The 19,786-nt window shown below is 60.7% G+C and carries 17 protein-coding genes; 10 read left to right on the top strand and 7 right to left on the bottom strand.

From position 1 onward, the window contains the following. Window positions 1-28 precede the first annotated feature (28 nt). The 10 genes from BUB69_RS13760 to BUB69_RS13715 all read left to right on the top strand — a co-directional run bounded on the left by BUB69_RS13760 (window position 29) and on the right by BUB69_RS13715 (window position 12,269). Window positions 29-1,048 (top strand): ABC transporter substrate-binding protein, encoded by a 1,020-nt coding sequence (locus BUB69_RS13760; protein WP_024686442.1) that lies wholly within the window; start codon window positions 29-31, stop codon window positions 1,046-1,048. Between the two features lie 738 nt (window positions 1,049-1,786). Next, complete coding sequence (locus BUB69_RS13755; protein ID WP_073167571.1) at window positions 1,787-1,999, top strand: DUF6124 family protein; 213 nt, start codon at window positions 1,787-1,789, stop codon at window positions 1,997-1,999. Between the two features lie 119 nt (window positions 2,000-2,118). Then, entirely contained in the window at window positions 2,119-2,550 is a 432-nt protein-coding gene (locus BUB69_RS28870; protein ID WP_073167566.1) for an RHS repeat-associated core domain-containing protein, read from the top strand. A 120-nt stretch (window positions 2,551-2,670) separates the two neighbouring features. Then, window positions 2,671-3,165, top strand: a complete 495-nt coding sequence (locus BUB69_RS28865; RefSeq protein WP_073167562.1) for an F-box protein — start codon at window positions 2,671-2,673, stop codon at window positions 3,163-3,165. Between the two features lie 153 nt (window positions 3,166-3,318). Beyond that, the gene (locus BUB69_RS13740) at window positions 3,319-4,320 is read left to right on the top strand and encodes an RHS repeat-associated core domain-containing protein (protein WP_073167559.1); all 1,002 of its coding nucleotides are present in this window, start codon (window positions 3,319-3,321) and stop codon (window positions 4,318-4,320) included. Between the two features lie 131 nt (window positions 4,321-4,451). Next, the gene (locus tag BUB69_RS13735) at window positions 4,452-5,498 is read left to right on the top strand and encodes an RHS repeat-associated core domain-containing protein (protein ID WP_084537099.1); all 1,047 of its coding nucleotides are present in this window, start codon (window positions 4,452-4,454) and stop codon (window positions 5,496-5,498) included. A gap of 114 nt (window positions 5,499-5,612) precedes the next feature. Then, window positions 5,613-6,716, top strand: coding sequence for an RHS repeat-associated core domain-containing protein (locus BUB69_RS13730; RefSeq protein ID WP_073167554.1), 1,104 nt, complete (start codon window positions 5,613-5,615; stop codon window positions 6,714-6,716). Between the two features lie 266 nt (window positions 6,717-6,982). Continuing rightward, complete coding sequence (locus tag BUB69_RS13725) at window positions 6,983-8,101, top strand: efflux RND transporter periplasmic adaptor subunit (RefSeq protein WP_073167551.1); 1,119 nt, start codon at window positions 6,983-6,985, stop codon at window positions 8,099-8,101. After that, a complete protein-coding gene (locus BUB69_RS13720; RefSeq protein ID WP_073167548.1) occupies window positions 8,098-9,168 on the top strand; it encodes an efflux RND transporter periplasmic adaptor subunit in 1,071 nt (356 codons plus the stop codon). The genes BUB69_RS13725 and BUB69_RS13720 overlap by 4 nt, the downstream gene beginning before the upstream one ends. After that, complete coding sequence (locus BUB69_RS13715; RefSeq protein ID WP_073167544.1) at window positions 9,165-12,269, top strand: efflux RND transporter permease subunit; 3,105 nt, start codon at window positions 9,165-9,167, stop codon at window positions 12,267-12,269. The genes BUB69_RS13720 and BUB69_RS13715 overlap by 4 nt, the downstream gene beginning before the upstream one ends. A 192-nt stretch (window positions 12,270-12,461) precedes the next feature. Here BUB69_RS13715 and BUB69_RS13710 read toward each other — a convergent pair whose 3' ends face one another. From BUB69_RS13710 to BUB69_RS13680, 7 genes are all read right to left on the bottom strand, one after another. After that, window positions 12,462-13,088 (bottom strand): class I SAM-dependent methyltransferase, encoded by a 627-nt coding sequence (locus BUB69_RS13710; protein ID WP_073167540.1) that lies wholly within the window; start codon window positions 13,086-13,088, stop codon window positions 12,462-12,464. Between the two features lie 45 nt (window positions 13,089-13,133). Then, entirely contained in the window at window positions 13,134-13,778 is a 645-nt protein-coding gene (locus tag BUB69_RS13705) for a methionine ABC transporter permease (protein ID WP_073167535.1), read from the bottom strand. Continuing rightward, entirely contained in the window at window positions 13,768-14,889 is a 1,122-nt protein-coding gene (locus BUB69_RS13700) for a methionine ABC transporter ATP-binding protein (RefSeq protein ID WP_073167532.1), read from the bottom strand. Before BUB69_RS13700 ends, BUB69_RS13705 begins: the two co-directional genes overlap by 11 nt. Then, a complete protein-coding gene (locus BUB69_RS13695; RefSeq protein WP_073167527.1) occupies window positions 14,886-15,674 on the bottom strand; it encodes a MetQ/NlpA family ABC transporter substrate-binding protein in 789 nt (262 codons plus the stop codon). The genes BUB69_RS13700 and BUB69_RS13695 overlap by 4 nt, the downstream gene beginning before the upstream one ends. A 221-nt stretch (window positions 15,675-15,895) precedes the next feature. Further along, a complete protein-coding gene (locus BUB69_RS13690) occupies window positions 15,896-17,272 on the bottom strand; it encodes an LLM class flavin-dependent oxidoreductase (protein ID WP_073167523.1) in 1,377 nt (458 codons plus the stop codon). Continuing rightward, window positions 17,272-18,477, bottom strand: coding sequence for an SfnB family sulfur acquisition oxidoreductase (locus BUB69_RS13685; protein WP_073167521.1), 1,206 nt, complete (start codon window positions 18,475-18,477; stop codon window positions 17,272-17,274). The genes BUB69_RS13690 and BUB69_RS13685 overlap by 1 nt, the downstream gene beginning before the upstream one ends. A 25-nt stretch (window positions 18,478-18,502) precedes the next feature. Continuing rightward, window positions 18,503-19,768: an SfnB family sulfur acquisition oxidoreductase gene (locus BUB69_RS13680; protein WP_073167681.1), complete on the bottom strand. Its 1,266-nt coding sequence runs from the start codon at window positions 19,766-19,768 to the stop codon at window positions 18,503-18,505. Between the last annotated feature and the right edge of the window lie 18 nt (window positions 19,769-19,786).

Genomic DNA, 19,786 nt, shown 5'->3' with positions numbered 1-19,786 from the left:
CTTTTTGAACAACTACGGTGAGCACTTCATGGCAACTCCTTTCAAGCGTCCGGTGCTGACGGCACTGGCAGCAACACTCGGTCTGTTCGGCGCGTTGCTCAGCAGCGGCGCGCAGGCCGAAGGCAAGATCAGCATCGCCCAGCAGTTCGGCATCGGTTACCTGATTCTCGACGTGGTGCGTGATCAGAAACTGATCGAAAAACATGGCAAGGAGCAGGGCCTCGACATCAAGGTCGACTGGAACAGCATCTCCGGTGCCACGGCCATGAACGAGGCGTTGCTAGCGGGCGCGCTGGACGTGGTGTCGGCGGGCGTGCCACCAATGCTGACCGTCTGGGACCGCACCAAAGGCAAGCAGAACGTCAAGGCCATCGCCTCGCTGGGCTCGATGCCCAACTACCTGCTGACCAATAATCCCGACGTGAAAACCATCAAGGACTTCACCGACAAGGACCGCATCGCCGTGCCGGCCGCGGGCGTGGGTTTCCAGTCGCGCACCTTGCAGATCGAAACCGCCAAGGTGTTCGGTGACGCCAACTACAAGAAATTCGACAACATCTCGGTCAGCCTCGCGCACCCTGATGCCACCGCTGCGTTGCTCGCTGGCGGCTCGGAAATCAACTCGCATTTCTCAAGCCCGCCGTTCCAGTATCAGGCGCTGGAAAACCCGAACGTGCACAAGGTGCTCAGCTCCTATGACGTGCTGGGCGGTCAGGCCAGCTTCAACGTGCTCTATACCACCCAGAAATTCCACGACGAAAACCCCAAGACCTACAAGGCGTTCTACGACGCACTGGCCGAGGCCGAGAAGATCATCAAGGCCGACAAACCAGCGGCTGCACAGACCTACATCCGCGTCGAACAGTCCAAATTGCCGTTGCCGCTGGTGGAGAAGATCGTCTCCGACCCTGAAATCGACTTCACCATCACCCCACAGCGCACCTTCATCTACGCCGAGAAACTGCACGAACTGGGCGTGCTGAAGAACAAGGCCGCGAGCTGGAAAGATTACTTCTTCGAAGAAGCGCACGGTGGCGCAGGGAGTTGAGTGTAGGGAAGATGCCCTCGCGGGCGTGAGCCCTGCTCGCTGAATGCACCGGCCTCTTCGCGGACGAGTCCGCTCCCACTGGCTGATGAACCGGTTTTGAACGTGTAGGAGTGGACTTGTCCACGAAGACTGACTTCCAGACGCAACTACTCGACTGAATGCACCGGCCTCTTCGCGGACGAGTCCGCTCCCACTGGCTGAAACCGAGCTTCAACTTGTGGAAGTGGACCGGGCGGCGTTTCGCTTGTCCGCGATGAGTGATGACGCTTTTTCTGATAAACCGTGGCCCGCTTCATCGTCGGCAAGCCGCCTCCCACGCGTCTCGTGTTTGCTGCGAGACCTGTGGATGATGATGAATGCGCGTGGGCATGCATTCCCGCACGTTCCGCGTCTGCTAGAGCGAATGTGTTACTTAAGCTAACGAAAAACCGGTTTTGAAGGACCTATCCTTCAGGTATTTCCCTTTCCCGAGTACGAACTTTCCTAGAAAATCCCGAGCCCTTGTGTGCATGAATTCCGGACACTAGGCTGCGTTGGTCGCTGAGTTTCAGCGATCGGGTTTAGCAGCCTGTCTAGAGTCATGAATTCAAGAACCGCTTGATGGCGGCTTTGCGTGGGGCACCTTCGGGTGCGCCGGGTTTCGTGTTCTCTACCGGTCTGCTAACCCGCGTCAAAGTCGCCACCCTTGTTCGTTTAGCAGCGAATGCGAGGTGGCCTTAATCAGCAGAGACCACAGCAATGATCAACTCAACACCCGCCCCTCCTCAAAAATCCCTCGAAGACTCCCTGATACAGGTCAGCGATATCCTGCGCTGCGCCTCTGCCGCCGCCTATGAAACCGGCGACGCCCTCAGTGGCGCGAAACGTGATCTGGCGTTCTCGGTGGTCCACCTCATCGACATAGCCAGAACCCGGCTTGATCATTCGCTGGAGGATGTAGCCAGCCGTTGAAGACCAGGGCGAGCCTGTTATTTCTACGAGTAGCCCATAGGTTTCCCGGCGGTGCAATGTGATGGTGTGAGCAAGCCCGGCGTGCTTGCACCGACCGTTACCCGCATGGACTTCTGAAAATGCCTCTGGAAACAGTCTTCAGCCACTACCGCTACGACCCGCTGGACAGACTTGCCAGCCGGGCGTCGCTGGTCGGGGCCATTTCGCAGGTGTTCTACCGTACTCACACACGCGTCACCGACCTTGACGGCGGTGAGCGTCGCAGCGTCTTTCACTACGCCCGCCAGTTGCTGGCCTGCCAGGCCGTCATCGGTCACGCCCACAGCGCCTCATTAACCGCTGTCGACCCGCAGAACAGCGTGCTCAGCGCAATAGGCATTGATCAGGCAGTTGCCATGGCCTACACGCCTTACGGCCATCGCCTGCCAATCGATCACGTGCCGGGCTTTAACGGCGAGCCGCCCGACCCGATCACTGGGGATTATTGGCTGGGTAACGGCTACCGCGCTTATAACCCGACGCTGATGTGCTTCAACAGCCCGGACAGCTGAAGTCCGTTTGGCGGTGGTGGTTTGAATGCGTATGCCTATTGCGCGGGGGATCCGGTTAACGCAAGTGATCCGAGCGGGCATATACATGTAGGGAATCCCTTCAAAGGGCTATGGAAGCGTTTGACGCGCAAGAAAGCTGAGGTGCCGGGATTGAAAAGCAAGCCGGAATTGATCGGCCCGCGCCAACTGGGATTGGCTGATATGCCGGCCCCGGTGATGGACACTATTTTGAGCTATCTGCCGTCAGAGGACGTCGCTAATCTTCGATTGGCCTCTCGGGATGTCAACAGAGTCACCGATCTTAGCGCGGCTCATAACTTTGAAAAATACATGCGCCAGACCATTTACTATCAAAAATACAGAGGGGTTTTTCAGGTATTGAGAGAGATCGAGAAAGTCGAGTTCGTGCATGATCGCTTGGTGCCTGGCACTCTTCGCCTTGATGCACATAAGGTCGTTAGTCCCAGAGCGATGGATGAAATGGAGAAGACTTATTCTCGATACAAAAAACAGAGTCGACGGTTCAGGCGCAGCGAAAATCTCTTGAACTATGACTACGACAGTTCCTCTCTTTCCAGCTCGGGATCATTTGACGACTGGATGTCACGCCTCTAGACGCCGGTACCAGAGCCTGAATACAGGCTGGGTCTGGCGGCAAGCGGGGTGAAGTGCACACTAGTAGTTATGAGAGTAGTCAATGCCTGCACAGCGGTTCATGGTAGTGGCGTCGCTTGCACGCACTGCGCTCAACCTACTTAGGGACTCGTCATGCCGCAGCACGTCACCCTTTGCCGCTATCACTACGACCCCCTGGACAGACTCGCGGGCCGCACGCCTCTGGCTGGTGCCATCGTTCGAGGGTTTTATAAAGCGGGCACGCTGGCAACCGAAGTCCAGGACGACAAACACCGCAGTTTCATGCGTCACGAACGTCAATGGCTTGCCTGTGACTGTTCCGGCGCAGCGCTGATCGCGTCTGACCGGCAACACAGTGTGCTGAGCGCTTCGGTAGATGGGGATTCAGCCAGCTTTGCCTACACGCCTTACGGCCATCGCCCGCCAGTCGATCACGTGCCGGGTTTCAACGGCGAGCTTCCAGACCCAGATACCGAGCGTTATCTGCTGGGTAATGGCTATCGCGCCTACAACCCGGTGCTGATGCGATTCAATAGCCCGGACAGCCTTAGCCCGTTTGGCAAGGGCGGGCTGAATGCTTACGGTTATTGCGCCGGGGACCCTGTCAATCGAAGCGACTCCAGTGGACATGATTGGCTTGATATCGTGCTATCGGCTGCCTATATCGGTGCTGGCCTGGCGACAGCTGGAATAGGTCTGGCGATGGCTCGGCCCTCGCTGAAAGCAGTGTTCAAAGGGGTGAAAGTGAAAGCCCCGCCCGCCGACGTGAGCCCGCCATCACCCGCACCCAGGCGGCCAGCCAATACGAGCGAGAAGCTTTCGGCTGCCGTCGCAGTCGGCGCAGTGACCGCCGGTGTTTTCTGGGGGTCAGCGTTCATTGTCAAAAACGTGGCTCCCGACTCACCCCTGCAACAGCCTCTGGCCGCAGTTGCGGTGGCCGTGAGCCTGCCGACGCTTGGTTTTCGAGGATTTAATTTCGCTCGCGCCGAAATCGCAAAACGCACGGCCATGCGTACGACTGCCACTGTCGGCATCCCCACCCGACGCAGCGTTGGCGTCCAGACCTCCGGCAGCATCCGTCGCCAATCCTCGAGCGTGCGTGATGATGATTTTGTGGAGGAAACAGCGCTCTGACCCGGAGTCGAGCAACGCCGGGGAAACCGCCTCCATCGAGTATCGACGGTCTACGCTGCTACTTCTGCCAGTAGATTCGCTTCCCGAGCGGGCGCAAGCTGATATTTGCCTCAATCATCAAGGACGTGATTATGGCCACTCTTTGTCGCTATACCTACGATGCGCTGGATCGCTTTTCGGCACGCAGCGCTTTGGCCTCGGCGCCTGCAAGCCGATTTTATTGTGCCGGACGACTGACCACCGAATTACAGGGAGAACAGCAACGGACGCTTTTCCAGGCCGGTGGTCAACTGTTGGCGCAACTGCACAGTGATGCAGACATACGCTGCGCAATGCTGACGGCCATTGACCATCAGGACAGCGTTCTGCATGCAGCGGCCGCCGGACAACAGACCGATATCGCCTATGCGCCTTACGGTCATCGTGAAGCGTCCTTGGCCGACGTACTGCCGGGTTTCACGGGTGCCCAACCCGAACCTTCGACGGGCCATTACCTGCTAGGCAACGGCTATCGTGCCTACAACCCGGTTTTGATGCGCTTCAACAGTCCAGACGCCTTAAGTCCATTTGGTGAAGGTGGGTTAAATGCCTATGCCTACTGTCTTGGGGATCCAGTCAACCGCATTGATCCTACCGGGCATGTCGGTTTTTTTATATCCGTTACTGCACTAGGTTTATTGAGTACGTATGCTGGGACTGCCACTCTCATAGCGGGTGCGGTCACTCAAAGCTCAAACCCGGAACTCTCCGGGAAACTTTTAACCGCCGGGGCGGTTCTGGGTGGCTCTGGCTTGGCACTCTTGGGTGGGGTGGCAGCCACCCGCAGGATCGGTGCAAGAAAAAAAACGCTAACGTCACCTTTAGCCAGTTCGCCCGCACCGGAACATAGACCCAGTTTCAGGCGTGGAGGTGCTGATGACACCTCTTTGACTCTGTTTGAACGTATAGAAAATCTTCAAGATGAGCGAGCCGCCAGCGCCCGAAAACTGCAAAGACTGGATGCGCGTGCTCTTAAAGACCCCGCTTACCTGGCTCAGCGTCTACCCACCACTGCGGGGCTTGAACCGATCGCCCTCTCGCTCGGGCTCCCGCCCGATATGACCTTTGATGAAATGGAGTCATTTCTGGCTCATGGCAGCTATCCTTGGCGAAGGATAAGAGGGTCGTCGGACGTTTGAATACTCACAGGGTGCCGTTTGCTTTCAGGCAGCTACGGGCCTGTCTGTTCAATAAAGTTATTGGCGTTTCCAGGCATGCCAACGGCCACCTGCTTTAATCATAAGGACATGATCATGACCATTCTTTGCACCTACACCTACGATCCGCTGGATCGAATTGCCACGCAGGGCACCGCGGCTCAATCCCTCACCCAGCGCTTCTACTGCGACAGACAAATGATCAGCGAGCAGCAGGGAAGCCTGCAACGGACGTTGCTCCAGGCAGGCGGTCGTCTGTTGGCGCAACGCAATCGGGAGGGCGATGCAGAGTCTGTCGATCTGATCGTCACGGACCAGCAGAACAGCGCTCTGAATGTACCCGCTTCGGCGCAAAAGACCGACCTCGCCTACTCGCCCTACGGCCATCGTAAAGCTGACCTGTCGGGTACCGAGCTGTCGGGTTTCACTGGCGCGCAACCCGAGCGGGTCACGGGCCATTACTTGCTGGGCAATGGTTATCGCGCTTTTAACCCGACGCTGATGCGCTTCAATAGCCCGGACGGTCTGAGTCCGTTCGGTAAAGGCGGGTTGAATGCGTATGCCTATTGCGTAGGGGATCCGATTAACCGCACCGACCCGACGGGGCAAATGAGTTTCCTTTCATTCGGGGCTATAGCCGGTTTGATACTCAGCACTGCTGGCATAGGAAGCGCTGTCGTCAGCGGAGTGACCAGCGAGTCAAACCCTGAACTCTCCACGCCGCTGATGATAGCGGGGATCGCTGTTGCAGTCCTGGGTGTGGGAGTAGCAGGGGGTTCGGTCGGTGCGGCACTTGCCAAAAGAGCCGCAGCAAAACCCCCTCCACCACCGGTGGGGCGGCAAGGGCATGGTCCGGCTGTAGTGGGTGGCGCGACGCCAGGACGCAGGAACGGTCCTGTTCCACGCAATACCCCACCGCGACCGCGAAGGAATGCTGTTGTTTTTCCGGACTCACCGCGAAACAGTTGGGGTCGTCCTGTTTCCAGCGATGGACCTGTTCCCTATGCACCTTTTGAGTTGCCTCGAGCGAACTATGATCAAGCGTCTCCACTGGTCTACGGTCGGTCGCCTCCACCGCCCTACGATGAACTTTTCCCACCTTCTTATCAGGACCTTTTTCCAGGGCAAGGGAACTCCCTGCCGTCTGCGACACAACAGATCAGAACGTCAACGTCCAATGTGAGTGAGACAACTGTCTGATAGACGCATAGCGCGGTATCCCGCATGCCTGCTGCTTGCATTCATGGCAGGCATGCGCCTCAATGTGTTCATCGCGTCATTGGCGCTGGCAGCCGATGCGGGTACTCGGGCATTTCGGCGCGGCCATAAAACCTGTCCTGTCAGTTACACCTGCCGCTGCCCCGAAGATCCTCCAAGGAACCCTCCCGCACGCCAACAGTCGCATGTTCACGTGATTCTCTCGTAACCCCTACGCTTGCACCCTGGCATCCGCAAAAGGAGTCTGCATGCCTGCTCGACCTTCAAGTTTTTTTGCGCTCGGCCTTGCCGCTGCCATGGCGGTGCTGGCGGGCTGCGGCGAGGAAAAACCGGCGGCGCCTGAATTGCCTCGCGTGTATGTGCAGTCGGTAAAAACCGCCGGGTTCGCCGCCAGCGTGGCGCTGACGGGCGATATCCAGGCCCGGGTGCAGACGCAGCTTTCGTTTCGGGTCAACGGCAAGATCATTCAGCGCAGCGTGGACGTGGGCGACCGGGTGAAAGCCAGTCAGGTGCTGGCACGGCTCGATCCCAAGGACCTGCAGGTCAACGTCGACTCGGCGCAGGCGTCGGTTGCCGCCGAGCAGGCGCGAGTCAGCCAGACCCGGGCCGCCTTCGTGCGCCAGCAGAAGCTGCTGCCCAAGGGTTACACAAGCCAGAGCGAATATGACTCGGCGCAGGCCGCGGTACGCGGCAGCGAGAGTTCGCTGAAGGCTGCCCAGGCGCAACTGGCCAATGCTCGCGAGCAACTGAGTTACACCGCGCTGGTCGCAGAGGCGCCCGGTGTGATTACGGCTCGTCAGGCCGAAGTCGGGCAGGTGGTGCAGGCCACGGCGCCGATTTTCACCCTGGCACGTGACGGCGAGCGCGATGCCGTGTTCAACGTCTACGAATCCCTGTTCGTGCAGCCACCGGGCGACCAGCCGGTGCAGGTGACGCTGCTCGACAACCCGGCCATCAAGGTCAGCGGCAAGGTGCGTGAAGTGACGCCTGCGGTGTCGGCGCAAACCGGCACGCTGCAAGTCAAGATCGCCCTGGATCCGCTGCCCGACGGGATGGATCTGGGCTCTGTGGTCAGTGTTGCGTTGAGCAAACCGGCCAATGCCAGCGTCGAGTTGCCGTGGTCGGCCCTGACCAAGGACCTTGGCGAACACCTGGGCAAACCTGCGGTGTGGGTGGTGGACCCGCAAGGCAAGGCCAACCTTCGCCGGGTCACGGTGGCGCGTTACCTGACTTCCAACGTCATCATCAGTGACGGCCTCAAGGCCGGGGAAAACGTAGTGATCGCAGGCGGGCAGTTGCTGCACCCCGACATGCAGGTGGAAATCGCCCGGCAACCCCAGTCGCAGACTACTCAGGTGCAACCATGAAGCGTGTCTCGTGCCTCGTACTGAGTGGCCTGCTGTTGGCGGGCTGTGGCAAGGATGACGCGCCGCCCGAGCCGCTACGCCCGGTGGTGTTCGTCGAAGCACAGCCGGAATCGATACAGGATTTTGGACGTTTTGCGGGCAATATCGAGGCGCGCTATCAGAGCGTGCTGGGCTTCCGTGTGCCGGGTCGCATTGCACGGCGCAACGTGGACGTCGGCAGCGAAGTGAAAAAGGGCGACCTGCTGGCGACGCTCGATCCGACCGATCAACAGAACAACGTGCGTGGCCGTCAGGGTGATCTGGCCCGCGCTCAGGCACAGTGGATCAATGCCCAGGCCAATGCGCGTCGCCAGCAGGAGCTGTTCGACCGGGGTGTCGGCGCACAGGCGCAACTGGACATCGCCCTGACTGACTTGAAAACCAGTCAGTCCGCGCTGGATCAGGCAAAGGCTGCCGAGCAGCAGGCCCGCGATCAATTGAGCTACAGCGAACTGCGCAGTGATCACGACGCAGTGGTCACCGAATGGAAGGTCGAGGCCGGGCAAGTCGTCTCGGCAGGCCAGGAAGTGGTGACGCTGGCGCGGCCCGATATCAAGGAAGCGGTGATCGATTTGCCGGCGCAACTGGCCGATCAACTGCCCGCCGATGTGGTGTACACCGTGGCCAGCCAGCTCGATCCCGAGGTGAGCACCACGGCGACGCTGCGTGAAATCGAACCGCAGGCCGATCGTTTGACGCGCACCCAGCGCGCACGTTTTTCCCTGACTGAAACGCCGCCCTCGCTGCGCCTTGGCACGGCGATCAGCATCAGCCTCAGTTCGGCCATTGCGCCGCGCATGCGCTTGCCGCTCAGCGCGCTGCAGGAGGTCGATGGCAAGCGCCAGATCTGGGTGATCGATCCGCAAAGTCAGACCGTCAATCCCAGGGTCGTGAACATCGAGAGCCAGGAGGGCAGCAGCTTTCTGCTGGCGAGCGGCGTGAGTGCCGGCGAGAAGGTGGTCAGTGCGGGCGTCAATAGCCTCAAGCCCGGTCAGAAAGTCAAAGTCGATGAGGAAAACCCACGATGAAAGGGAATTTCAACCTGTCCGAGTGGGCGCTCAAGCATCAGTCGTTTGTCTGGTATCTGATGTTCGTCGCGCTGCTGATGGGCGTCTTTTCCTACATGAAGCTGGGGCGTGAAGAAGACCCGTCCTTCACCATCAAGACCATGATCATCCAGACCCGCTGGCCGGGCGCGACCATGGACGAAACGCTGGAGCAAGTGACCGACCGCATCGAGAAGAAACTCGAAGAGCTGGACTCGCTGGACTACGTGAAAAGCTACACCCGGCCCGGCGAATCGACCGTGATGGTGTTCCTGCGAGACACCACGGATGCCAAAGGGATACCGGAAATCTGGTATCAGGTGCGCAAGAAGATCGACGACATTCGTGGGCAGTTTCCTCAGGGCTTGCAAGGTCCTTCGTTTAACGATGAATTCGGCGACGTGTACGGCTCTATCTACGCGTTCACGGCGGACGGCTTCTCGATGCGTCAGTTGCGCGACTACGTCGAGAAGGTCCGTGCTGACATCCGCGAAGTGCCGGGGCTCGGCAAGGTCGAGATGATCGGCCAGCAGGACGAAGTGATTTACCTGAATTTCTCGACCCGCAAGCTGGCCGCTCTGGGGCTTGATCAGCGACAGGTCGTGCAGAGTCTGCAGGCGCAGAATGCGGTAACGCCTGCGGGCGTTATCGAGGCCGGGCCGGAGCGAATTTCGGTGCGGACCTCCGGGCAGTTCGCTTCCGAGAAAGACCTGGCGGCCGTCAACCTGCGCCTCAATGACCGTTTCTACCGCTTGAGTGATATCGCCGACATCACCCGTGGCTACACCGACCCGCCCAGGTCACTGTTTCGCTACGACGGCAAGCCTGCCATTGGTCTGGCCATCGCGATGCAGAAGGGCGGCAACATTCAGGCCTTCGGCAAGGCCCTGCATGCGCGCATGGACGCCACCACGGCCGAACTGCCGGTGGGCGTTGGCGTGCACAAAGTGTCGGATCAGGCCGAGGTGGTAGACAAGGCCGTCGGCGGTTTTACCAGTGCTTTGTTCGAAGCAGTGATTATCGTACTGGTGGTCAGCTTCATCAGCCTCGGGATGCGCGCCGGTCTGGTGGTGGCGTGCTCCATTCCGCTGGTGCTGGCGATGGTGTTCGTGTTCATGGAATACAGCGGCATCACCATGCAGCGCATCTCACTCGGCGCACTGATCATCGCCTTGGGCTTGCTGGTGGACGACGCGATGATCACTGTCGAGATGATGGTCACGCGGCTGGAAATGGGCGAGACCAAGGAGCAGGCGGCGACCTACGCCTACACCTCCACGGCCTTCCCGATGCTGACCGGTACGCTGGTGACGGTGGCGGGTTTCGTGCCCATTGGCCTGAACTCCAGTTCGGCCGGGGAATACACCTTCACGCTGTTTGCGGTGATCGCTGTGGCAATGCTGGTGTCCTGGGTGGTCGCCGTGCTGTTCGCGCCAGTGATCGGCGTTCATATTCTGAGCAGCAAGGTCAAACCCAAGTCCGAAGAACCGGGCCGTGTCGGTCGGGCCTTCAACAGCAGCATGGTCTGGGCGATGCGCCATCGCTGGCTGGCGATTGGCATCACGCTGGCACTGTTTGCCGGGTCGCTGTTTTCCATGCAGTTCGTGCAGAGCCAGTTCTTCCCCTCGTCTGACCGGCCGGAGATTCTGGTTGACCTGAACCTGCCGCAAAACGCTTCGATCAACGAGACCCGCAAGGTGGTCGATCGCTTCGAGGCAAGCCTCAAGGACGACCCGGACATCGAGCGCTGGAGCACCTACATCGGCCAGGGGGCGTTGCGCTTCTACCTGCCGCTGGACCAGCAGCTGGAAAACCCGTTTTATGCCCAGTTGGTGATTGTCAGCAAAGGCCTGGAAGAGCGTGGTGCATTGACGGCGCGCCTGCAGAAGCGTTTGCGTGACGATTTCGTCGGCATCGGCGCCTACGTGCAGCCGCTGGAAATGGGGCCGCCGGTCGGGCGTCCGTTGCAGTACCGCGTCAGCGGCGAGGACGTCGACAAGGTGCGTCAGCACGCCATCGAACTGGCCACGCTGCTGGATCAGAATCCGCATGTGGGTGAGGTGATCTACGACTGGAATGAGCCGGGCAAGGTGTTGCGCATCGACATCAATCAGGACAAGGCGCGGCAGCTAGGCTTGTCTTCCGAGGACGTGGCCAACCTGATGAACAGCGTGGTCAGCGGATCGGCCGTGACCCAGGTGCGTGACGATATCTACCTGATCAACGTGGTCGGCCGCGCCGAAGACGCCGAACGTGGCACGCCGGAAACCCTGCAGAACCTGCAGATCGTCACGCCGAGCGGGGCGTCCATTCCGTTGCTGGCGTTTGCGACCGTCGGCTATGAGCTTGAGCAGCCGCTGGTGTGGCGTCGTGATCGCAAGCCGACCATCACCGTGAAAGGTGCCGTGCGCGACGAGATTCAGCCAACGGATCTGGTCAAGCAGTTGAAGCCCGAGATCGAGAAATTCGCCTCTGGTCTGCCGGTGGGCTACAAGGTCGCGACCGGCGGCACCGTGGAAGAAAGCAGCAAGGCGCAAGGCCCGATTGCCAGCGTGGTGCCGTTGATGCTGTTCCTGATGGCGACGTTCCTGATGATCCAGCTGCACAGCGTGCAGAAGATGTTCCTGGTCGCCAGCGTCGCGCCGCTGGGGTTGATTGGTGTGGTGCTGGCACTGATCCCGACCGGTACGCCGTTGGGCTTCGTGGCGATTCTGGGCGTGCTGGCGTTGATCGGGATCATCATCCGCAACTCGGTGATTCTGGTGACCCAGATCGACGCCTACGAACGCAGCGGCTATCTGCCGTGGGATGCCGTGGTCGAAGCGACCGAACACCGCCGCCGCCCGATCCTGCTGACCGCTGCGGCAGCGAGCCTGGGCATGATCCCGATTGCGCGGGAAGTGTTCTGGGGGCCGATGGCCTACGCCATGATCGGCGGCATCATCATCGCCACGCTGCTGACGCTGTTGTTCCTGCCGGCGCTGTATGTGGCCTGGTACAGGATCAAGGAACCGACCGAAGCACAGCGTCGTGAGGCCGATGAGAAGAAGGAGCAAAGTGGGGAGCTGGCGACGGGGCATTGAGTGAGCCGCGCGCAGGCTATGGAGTCGGATGCGATTTTTGTGGGAGGCGGCTTGCCGGCGATGCGGTTTTTGAAGCGCCATATCAGCGACCGAATGGACGCTATCGCCGGCAAGCCGCCTCCCACAGTTTGATGTCAGCTGCAGCCCATGCTGTATCTCACAGAGTATTGTGCTTCTTTGAAAACCGTCGGCTTACACCCTGCGCCAGACGCTCGCCAGCCATGGCTGTTGCTCTCGTGGCAGTCCGGCGGGGCGGTAGTAGTGTTCCAGTTCGACGAACCCGGCTTCGGTCAGCAAGGCGCGCCATGATTCCAGGTCGTGGTAGGCGCCGTAGCGCTCACCGCTCCAGCCTTCCTGGTTCTGCCCACGCGGGTTGGAGCTGAACAGCACACCGCCAGGCTTGAGCGTGGCGTGCAGTTGAAGCAGTACGCGTGGCAGTTCCTGACGCGGCACGTGGAACAGCACGGCGTTGGCGAAGATGCCGTCGAAGCGCGCGGGCGGCAGGTCGAGTTCGAGGAAGTTTTGCTGTAGCACCTCGCAACCGGTTTCGCTGCGTGCCATTTCGGCAAAGCGCTCGGAGCCGTCCAACCCGACCGCGACATGACCCATCGACGTGAAGGTCTTCAGATCACGCCCCGGTCCGCAGCCGAAATCCAGAATCTGCCACGGCGTCGGTCCTTCGATATGGCGCAACAGCGCGTCGATGTTCTGGCTGACGTCATGGTCCCGCGTCCCTTCGCGGAAGTCGTCGGCAACACGGTTGTAATGTTCCACCGTGGTCGTGGTGATCTGGGCGAGGGTCTGGGGATCGAGTTTCATCAAAGGCGGTCCGGTCCGGGAAGGCCGCCAATATACCCCGGACCGTCAGCGCTTGTTCAATCGCACCGCCAACCTGTCCCCACCCAGTTGAATGACGGCCACCAGCACCACCAGCAATACGATCACGGTCAGCATCACTTGCGTGTCGAAACGCTGATAGCCGTAGCGATAGGCGATGTCGCCCAGGCCGCCCGCGCCTATTGCGCCCGCCATGGCTGAGGAGTTGATCATGGTCACCAGGGTGATGGTGAAGCCGCCGACAATGCCCGGCAGCGCTTCGGGCAACAGCACGTGCCAGATGATGTGCCAGCGGCGGCAGCCCATGGCCTGCGCGGCTTCGATCAGGCCGTGGTCCACTTCGCGCAAGCTGACTTCAGCGATGCGTGCGAAGAACGGCGTGGCGGCAATGGTCAGCGGGACGACGGCGGCCCAGACCCCGTACGTCGTGCCGACGATCAGTCGGGTGAAAGGTATCAGCGCGACCATCAGAATCAGAAACGGCACAGAGCGGAAGATGTTGACGAACGCGCCCAGCACGCGGTTGACGTTAGGCGCTTCGAAAATCCCGCCCTTGCCGCTGGTGACCAGAATCACCGCCAGCGGGATGCCCAGAATCAGCGCAAGCAGCGATGACACCCCCACCATCAGGAACGTGTCGATAATCCCTTGCCACAAACGATCAAGCCACATAACCCAATACCTGTGCGTGTTGCGCCTGCGTGCGGGCGCGAGTGAGCAGCTCTTCGACGGACAACGGCGAATGGCTGATGGCGAGCAAAAGGTGTCCCAGCGCACGGCCTTGAATGCGCTCTACACCGCCATGCAACAAACTGACGCGCCCGCCGAATGCGCTGAACAGCGCAGACAAGTCAGGCTCCTGGGCCGTGCTGCCGGTGAACTGCAGGTCGAGCACGACGCTTGAGTGTTTGTCAGAGGGCTGCTGCTGCAAGCGAGCCTGCAGGTCCTCGGGCAACGCGTGTTGCAACGGCGCCAGCAGGGTTTTGCTGACCTGGTGTTGAGGGTTGCCGAACACTTGCCAGACCGGGCCTTGTTCAACGATCTGGCCGCGCTCGAGCACCACCACGCGGTCGCAGATTTCCCGGATCACGGCCATCTCGTGGGTGATCAGGATGATTGTCAGGCCCAATCGCTGATTGATTTCACGTAACAACGAAAGAATCGACTGCGTGGTTTCCGGGTCGAGCGCCGAGGTGGCCTCGTCACACAGCAGAATGGCCGGGTCGTGCACCAGCGCGCGGGCGATGCCGACGCGCTGCTTCTGACCACCGGACAACTGCGCGGGATAGGCGTTGTGTTTGTCCTGCAAACCCACCAGTTCCAGCAGTTCTGCGACCTTGCGCCGACGTTGCTCCTTGGGCACGCCTGCGACCTTGAGCGGCAGCTCGACGTTCTTCCAGACGGTCTTGGCCGACATCAGGTTGAAGTGCTGGAAGATCATGCCGATGCGACGGCGCAGCTCTACCAGCTTGTCTTCGTTGAAGTCGCCGATGTCCACCTGATCGATCAACACCCGGCCGCTGCTGGGCTGTTCCAGACGGTTGATGGTGCGGATCAGCGACGACTTGCCCGCGCCACTGCGGCCGATGATGCCGAAGATTTCGCCGCGCTGGATCGCCAGATCGATGTTGCCCAGCGCCTCCACCGGGCCTTGTCGGCCCTGATAGGTCTTGCCCAGGTTGATGAAGCGCACGTGTGCATGGTTCAGGTCCGGGTGCAGCTCGGTCTGTCGCGCCGAAGGTTTGACGTCCGGCGTCCATTGTCGCTGAGCGATGGCCGTCATTCTTTCCACCCCACCTGATAGAGCTTGCCGTTGACCTTGTCCAGCGCGGCCCGGACCACCGGCGAGTGCTGGTAGATGTCGACGAACTTCGCCAGGCGCGGATCGTCCTTGCGCTCGGGCTTGATCACGAACTGGATGACGTACTCAGGGTGATCCATGCCGTCGAACAGGATCGCCGAATCGGCCGGGAAGGTCTTGGCCAGGCGAATGTAGGCCGGGTAGCCCTGCACCAGATCGGCGTCGTCGTAGGCGCGTACCAGCTGCACGGCCTCGACCTGGATGAGCTTGAGTTTTTTCGGGTTGGCGGTGATGTCGTCTTCGGTCGCCTTGTAGCCGACGCCTTGCTTGAGCGTGATCAGCCCGGCCTTGGCCAGCAATTGCAGGCCGCGCCCGCTGTTGATCGGGTCGTTGGCGATGGCCACGGTTGCGCCAACCGGCAACTCGTCGAAGCTTTTGTACTTTTTCGAGTACAGCCCGACGTTGTTGATGATGCCCGGCGCGTACGGCACCAGGCCGAAACCTGCGGCTTCGTTGGCGTTGGTCAGGAAGGGAATGTGCTGAAAGTAGTTCACGTCGATGTCGCCTGCCGCGAGGGTGACGTTGGGTGCGATCCAGTCGGTGAACTCGACCAGCTCGACCTTCAGGCCCTGCTTGCCCGCCTCCTCGACGGCGGCCTCAAGCGGAATGGCGAAGGCTGCGGTGGTGCCGACCTTTAAAGGCGCGTCGGCGGCGTGAGCGGTCAGGGTCAACAGGCCAAAGGCCAGGGCTGCGAAGGTTTTGGTCATGGTGCATTCCGTTGAAATGACGGGTTATTGAGATGATCAACATCCTGTGGGAGCGAGCCCGCTCGCGAACGGGCCGATGCAGGCGCTAGAGGCGTAGCGTTTGAAAAATGGCCTTCGCGAGCAAGCTCGCTCCCACAGGTTTTAGCTATTGGGTACAGCCTCTGTTCCTCCCACGGGTTGTCGTTATTCAGTACAAGCCCGGTTGCTCCCAGAGGCTGTGGCTATTCGGCATAACCTGTGTTGCCCTGCCGATAACCGGCGCCCGCGTGCTGCGGCGGGAGGCGGTCGGTACCTTGGGGGAACAGTTTTTTGCGCAGGCTGCCGTCTTCATACGCGGTCTTGTACGACCCTCGGCGTTGCAGTTCGGGGATCACCAGATCGATGAAGTCTTCGTAGCTTTCCGGGGTGACGATGCGGGTCAGGTTGAAGCCGTCTAGGCCGGTTTCGGCGATCCACGATTCCAGCTCGTCGGCGACCTGTTCAGGCGAGCCGATCACTGTGATGTAGCGGCCGCCCAAGGCGTGCTGATCGAGCAGTTTCTGGCGGGTCCAGTCATTGTTTTTCAGGTTCCTGGTCGCCGACTGAATAGCGTTGCTCTTCACGTACTGAATGGGCTCATCCAGTTCGTACTGCGCGAAATCGATCCCGGTGGACGCCGCAAAGTGCGCCACGCCTGCTTCGGCGCTGGCGTGGCGGCGATACTCGGCCTGTTTTTCTTGTGCCAGCGCCTGGGTCGCAGCGACGATCACGTTCAGGCCCATGAACACCTTGATGTCGTCGGGGTTGCGCCCGGCCTGCACGGCGCTGGCGCGCACCTTGTCCACCTGCTCGCGGGTCGAGGCCTTGTTCTGTCCGCTGATGAACACGCACTCGGCGTTCTGCCCGGCGAACTGCAAACCACGCTCCGAGCTGCCCGCTTGAAACAGCACTGGCGTGCGCTGTGGCGAGGGCTCGCACAGGTGATAGCCCTCGACCTGATAGAACTCGCCTGCGTGCCGCACTTTGTGAACCTTGCCTGGCTGGGCGTAAACGCGTTGCTCGCGATCATTGATCACTGCACCGTCCTCCCAACTCCCTTCCCAGAGCTTGTAGAGCACCTCCAGGTACTCGTCGGCCTGGTCGTAGCGTCGGTCGTGTTCCACCTGTTCGCTCAGGCCCATGGCCCGTGCTGCGCTGTCCAGGTAACCGGTCACGATGTTCCAGCCGACCCGGCCACGGCTCAGATGATCGAGCGTGGACATGCGTCGGGCGAACAGATAAGGCGCGTCGTACGTCAGGTTGGCGGTCAGGCCGAACCCCAGGTGCCTGGTGACGCCCGCCATGGCCGACACCAGCAGCAACGGGTCGTTGACCGGCAACTGAATCGCCTCCTTGAGCGTGACGTCCACTGAATTCTGATAAATGTCGTACACCCCGACGATATCGGCGATGAACAGCCCGTCGAACAGGCCGCGCTCCAGCAGCTTCGCCAGATCGGTCCAGTATTCCAGGCTGTTGAACTGCGTGGACGTGTCACGCGGGTGCGTCCACAGGCCATGGTTGATATGGCCGATGCAGTTCATGTTGAAGGCGTTGAGCAGGATCTTCTTGCGCGCCATCAGATCGTCCCCCGCAAGGGAGGGTGGGTGTCGTTGAGGTAATAGTTGCCGATGGCGTGGAATTTCCAGCGCACCGGATCGTGCAATGTGTGCACGCGAGCGTTGCGCCAGTGGCGATCCAGGCCATGCTCGGCGAGCGTCGATTGACTGCCCGCCAGTTCGAAGAGGGTGCTGCCTGCTGCCAGGGAAATCTCGGTGCTGATGGCGCGCGCTTCCGCGACGGCGATGGACGCGGCGGCAACGGTGTCGGCGTTGCTGTCAGCCTGCGCACGATCCAGATACTCACCCGCGCGCTCCAGCAAGGCCTCGGCGGCGTGCAGGCGAATGCCGAGCCTGCCGAAGCTGTGCAGGGTCAGCGGATCGTCCACGGCCTTGTCGATGCCTGAGTCGATCCACGGCCGGGTGCGCGTGCGAACAAAGGTCAGCGCGTCTTCGAAGGCCGCGCGGGCGATGCCGGTGTCGATGGCTGCGTGGAGAATCTGCGCCAGCGGGCCGACCGTGGTCGGGCGCTCGAAGGCGCTCTGGAAAGGCACGACGTCCTGTTGATCAACGTATACGTTGTTGAACGCCACCGAACCGCTGCCCGTGGTGCGCTGGCCGAAACCGCTCCAGTCGTCGATGACTGTCAGGCCCGCACTGTCGTGCGGCACGAACGCCAGTTGCTGAATGCCGTCGTCGTCGATCACCGAGGTCGGAATGCGCTGCGCATACAGCGCACCGGTCGCATAGAACTTGCGCCCGTTGATGCGATAGCCGCTGCCTTCACGCATCAGGCGTGTGGTGCGGTCGTGTGCTGTTTTGGTGCCCAGTTCGGCCAGTGCGCTGCCGAAACGCTGGCCCGCCAGCGCTTCGGCGTACAGGCGCTTTTGCTGCTGCGGGCTGCCGTTCACGCGCAGCACCTCAAGGGCGTAGAAATGGTTCTGTGGAATCTGCCCCAGGGAGCCATCGGCTTCGGAGATCAGGGCAATGACCTTGGCCAGAGTCACTGAAGACACGCCCGCACCGCCAAAGGCTTTCGGTACGCTGATGCCCCACAGCCCCGACTGACTGAACAGCGCCAGTTCGGCATGTGGCAAGCGTCGTTCGCGGTCGCGCACGGCGCTTTCGGTCTTGAAGTGTTCGGCCAGTTCGCGGGCGACCTGCAGGGCCTGGGCGTCATGGGTGATCAGCGCTGCGTAGTCGCGCGCCTGTGGATTGAAACTCATGAAAGGTGTGCTCCAGTGGTCTGGTTCAGATCCAGGAATGGCGAGCGGGCAGGGTGCCGTTCAAATGCCAGGTGCCGACGGCGTGGTATTTCCAGCGCACCGGATCGTGCAGCGTGTGGACACGTGCATTGCGCCAGTGACGATCAAGGTTGAATTCGGCCAGCGTCGCTCGGCTGCCCGCCAGCTCGAACAGCTTTTCACTGGCCTGCAACGAGACTTCGGTGGTCAGCACTTTGGCGCGCGCCACGGCAATGGACGCAAGGGCGGCGGACTGTTCGTCGATGGGGAAGGCGCTGACCTCGTCCAGAACCTGTCCGGCCTTGCGCAACAGGGCCTCAGCCGCGTGCAGTTCGAGTTTGAGCTTGCCGATGTCGGCGATCACATACAGGTCGTCACTGGCGCGCTCGACTTTGGCGTCGATCCACGGCCTGGAGCGATCCCGGACAAAGGCAATGGCATCGTCGATAGCGCCGCGTGCGATGCCTGCGTCGATGGCGGCCTGAATCAGCTGCGATACGGCACCTTGAATGTTGGGCGTCAAAGACAGTCGCCAGTTGGCGACCACGTGCTCTGCCTCGACCGGTACGTTATCGAGCAGTACGGTGCCGCTGGCCGTGGTGCGTTGGCCAAAGCCTGACCAGTCATCGACGATGCGCAGGCCCGGCGTGCCGCGCTTGACGAACGCCATGACCTGCCGGCCTTCGTCGTCCAGTGCCTTGACGGCGACCCAATGGGCGAAGAGCGCCCCGGTGGAGTAGAACTTCTGGCCACTGATTACGAAGCGATTATCGTCGGCGGTGATTCGGGCTTTAAGGTCCAGGGTGTTTTTGGTGCCGCGCTCAGGCCCGGCGTTACCGATGCGCCAGCCGTCCAGCACGCTTTTGAATAGCACTTTCTTCTGCTGTTCGCTGGCGGTGCCTTGCAGCAAATGCAGGATGCCGAACTGATTCTGCGGGATTTGTCCCAGTGCAGGATCGGCCGCCGAGATGATCCGGAACACCTCGGCAACCGTGACGAACGACACCTCTGGGCCGCCATAGGCGCGCGGAATGGAAATGCTGCCCAGCCCGCTGTGCGTGAACTGCTCAATTTCCGGCCAGGGCAGCAACCGCTCTTGATCGCGCCTGGAGGCTTGCGCTTTTGCTGCTGCAGCCAGTGCATGGGCAGCAGCAATCGCTTCGGCATCATTGTGCAATACCTTGGCGGGCAATAAGCGAGGGGCAACGTCATGCTCTTGTGGAGCTTGCGCAACCCGGGTGCCATCCACAGGGGGTAGTGTGAAAGTGACCATCGAAACCTCGTAGCAATA

Origin of the sequence: Pseudomonas asturiensis, from assembly GCF_900143095.1 — a bacterium.
Classification (GTDB): Bacteria; Pseudomonadota; Gammaproteobacteria; order Pseudomonadales; family Pseudomonadaceae; genus Aquipseudomonas; species Aquipseudomonas asturiensis.
Note: the sequence above shows the minus strand (reverse complement) of the source record. Positions and strands in the feature narration are given on the sequence as shown.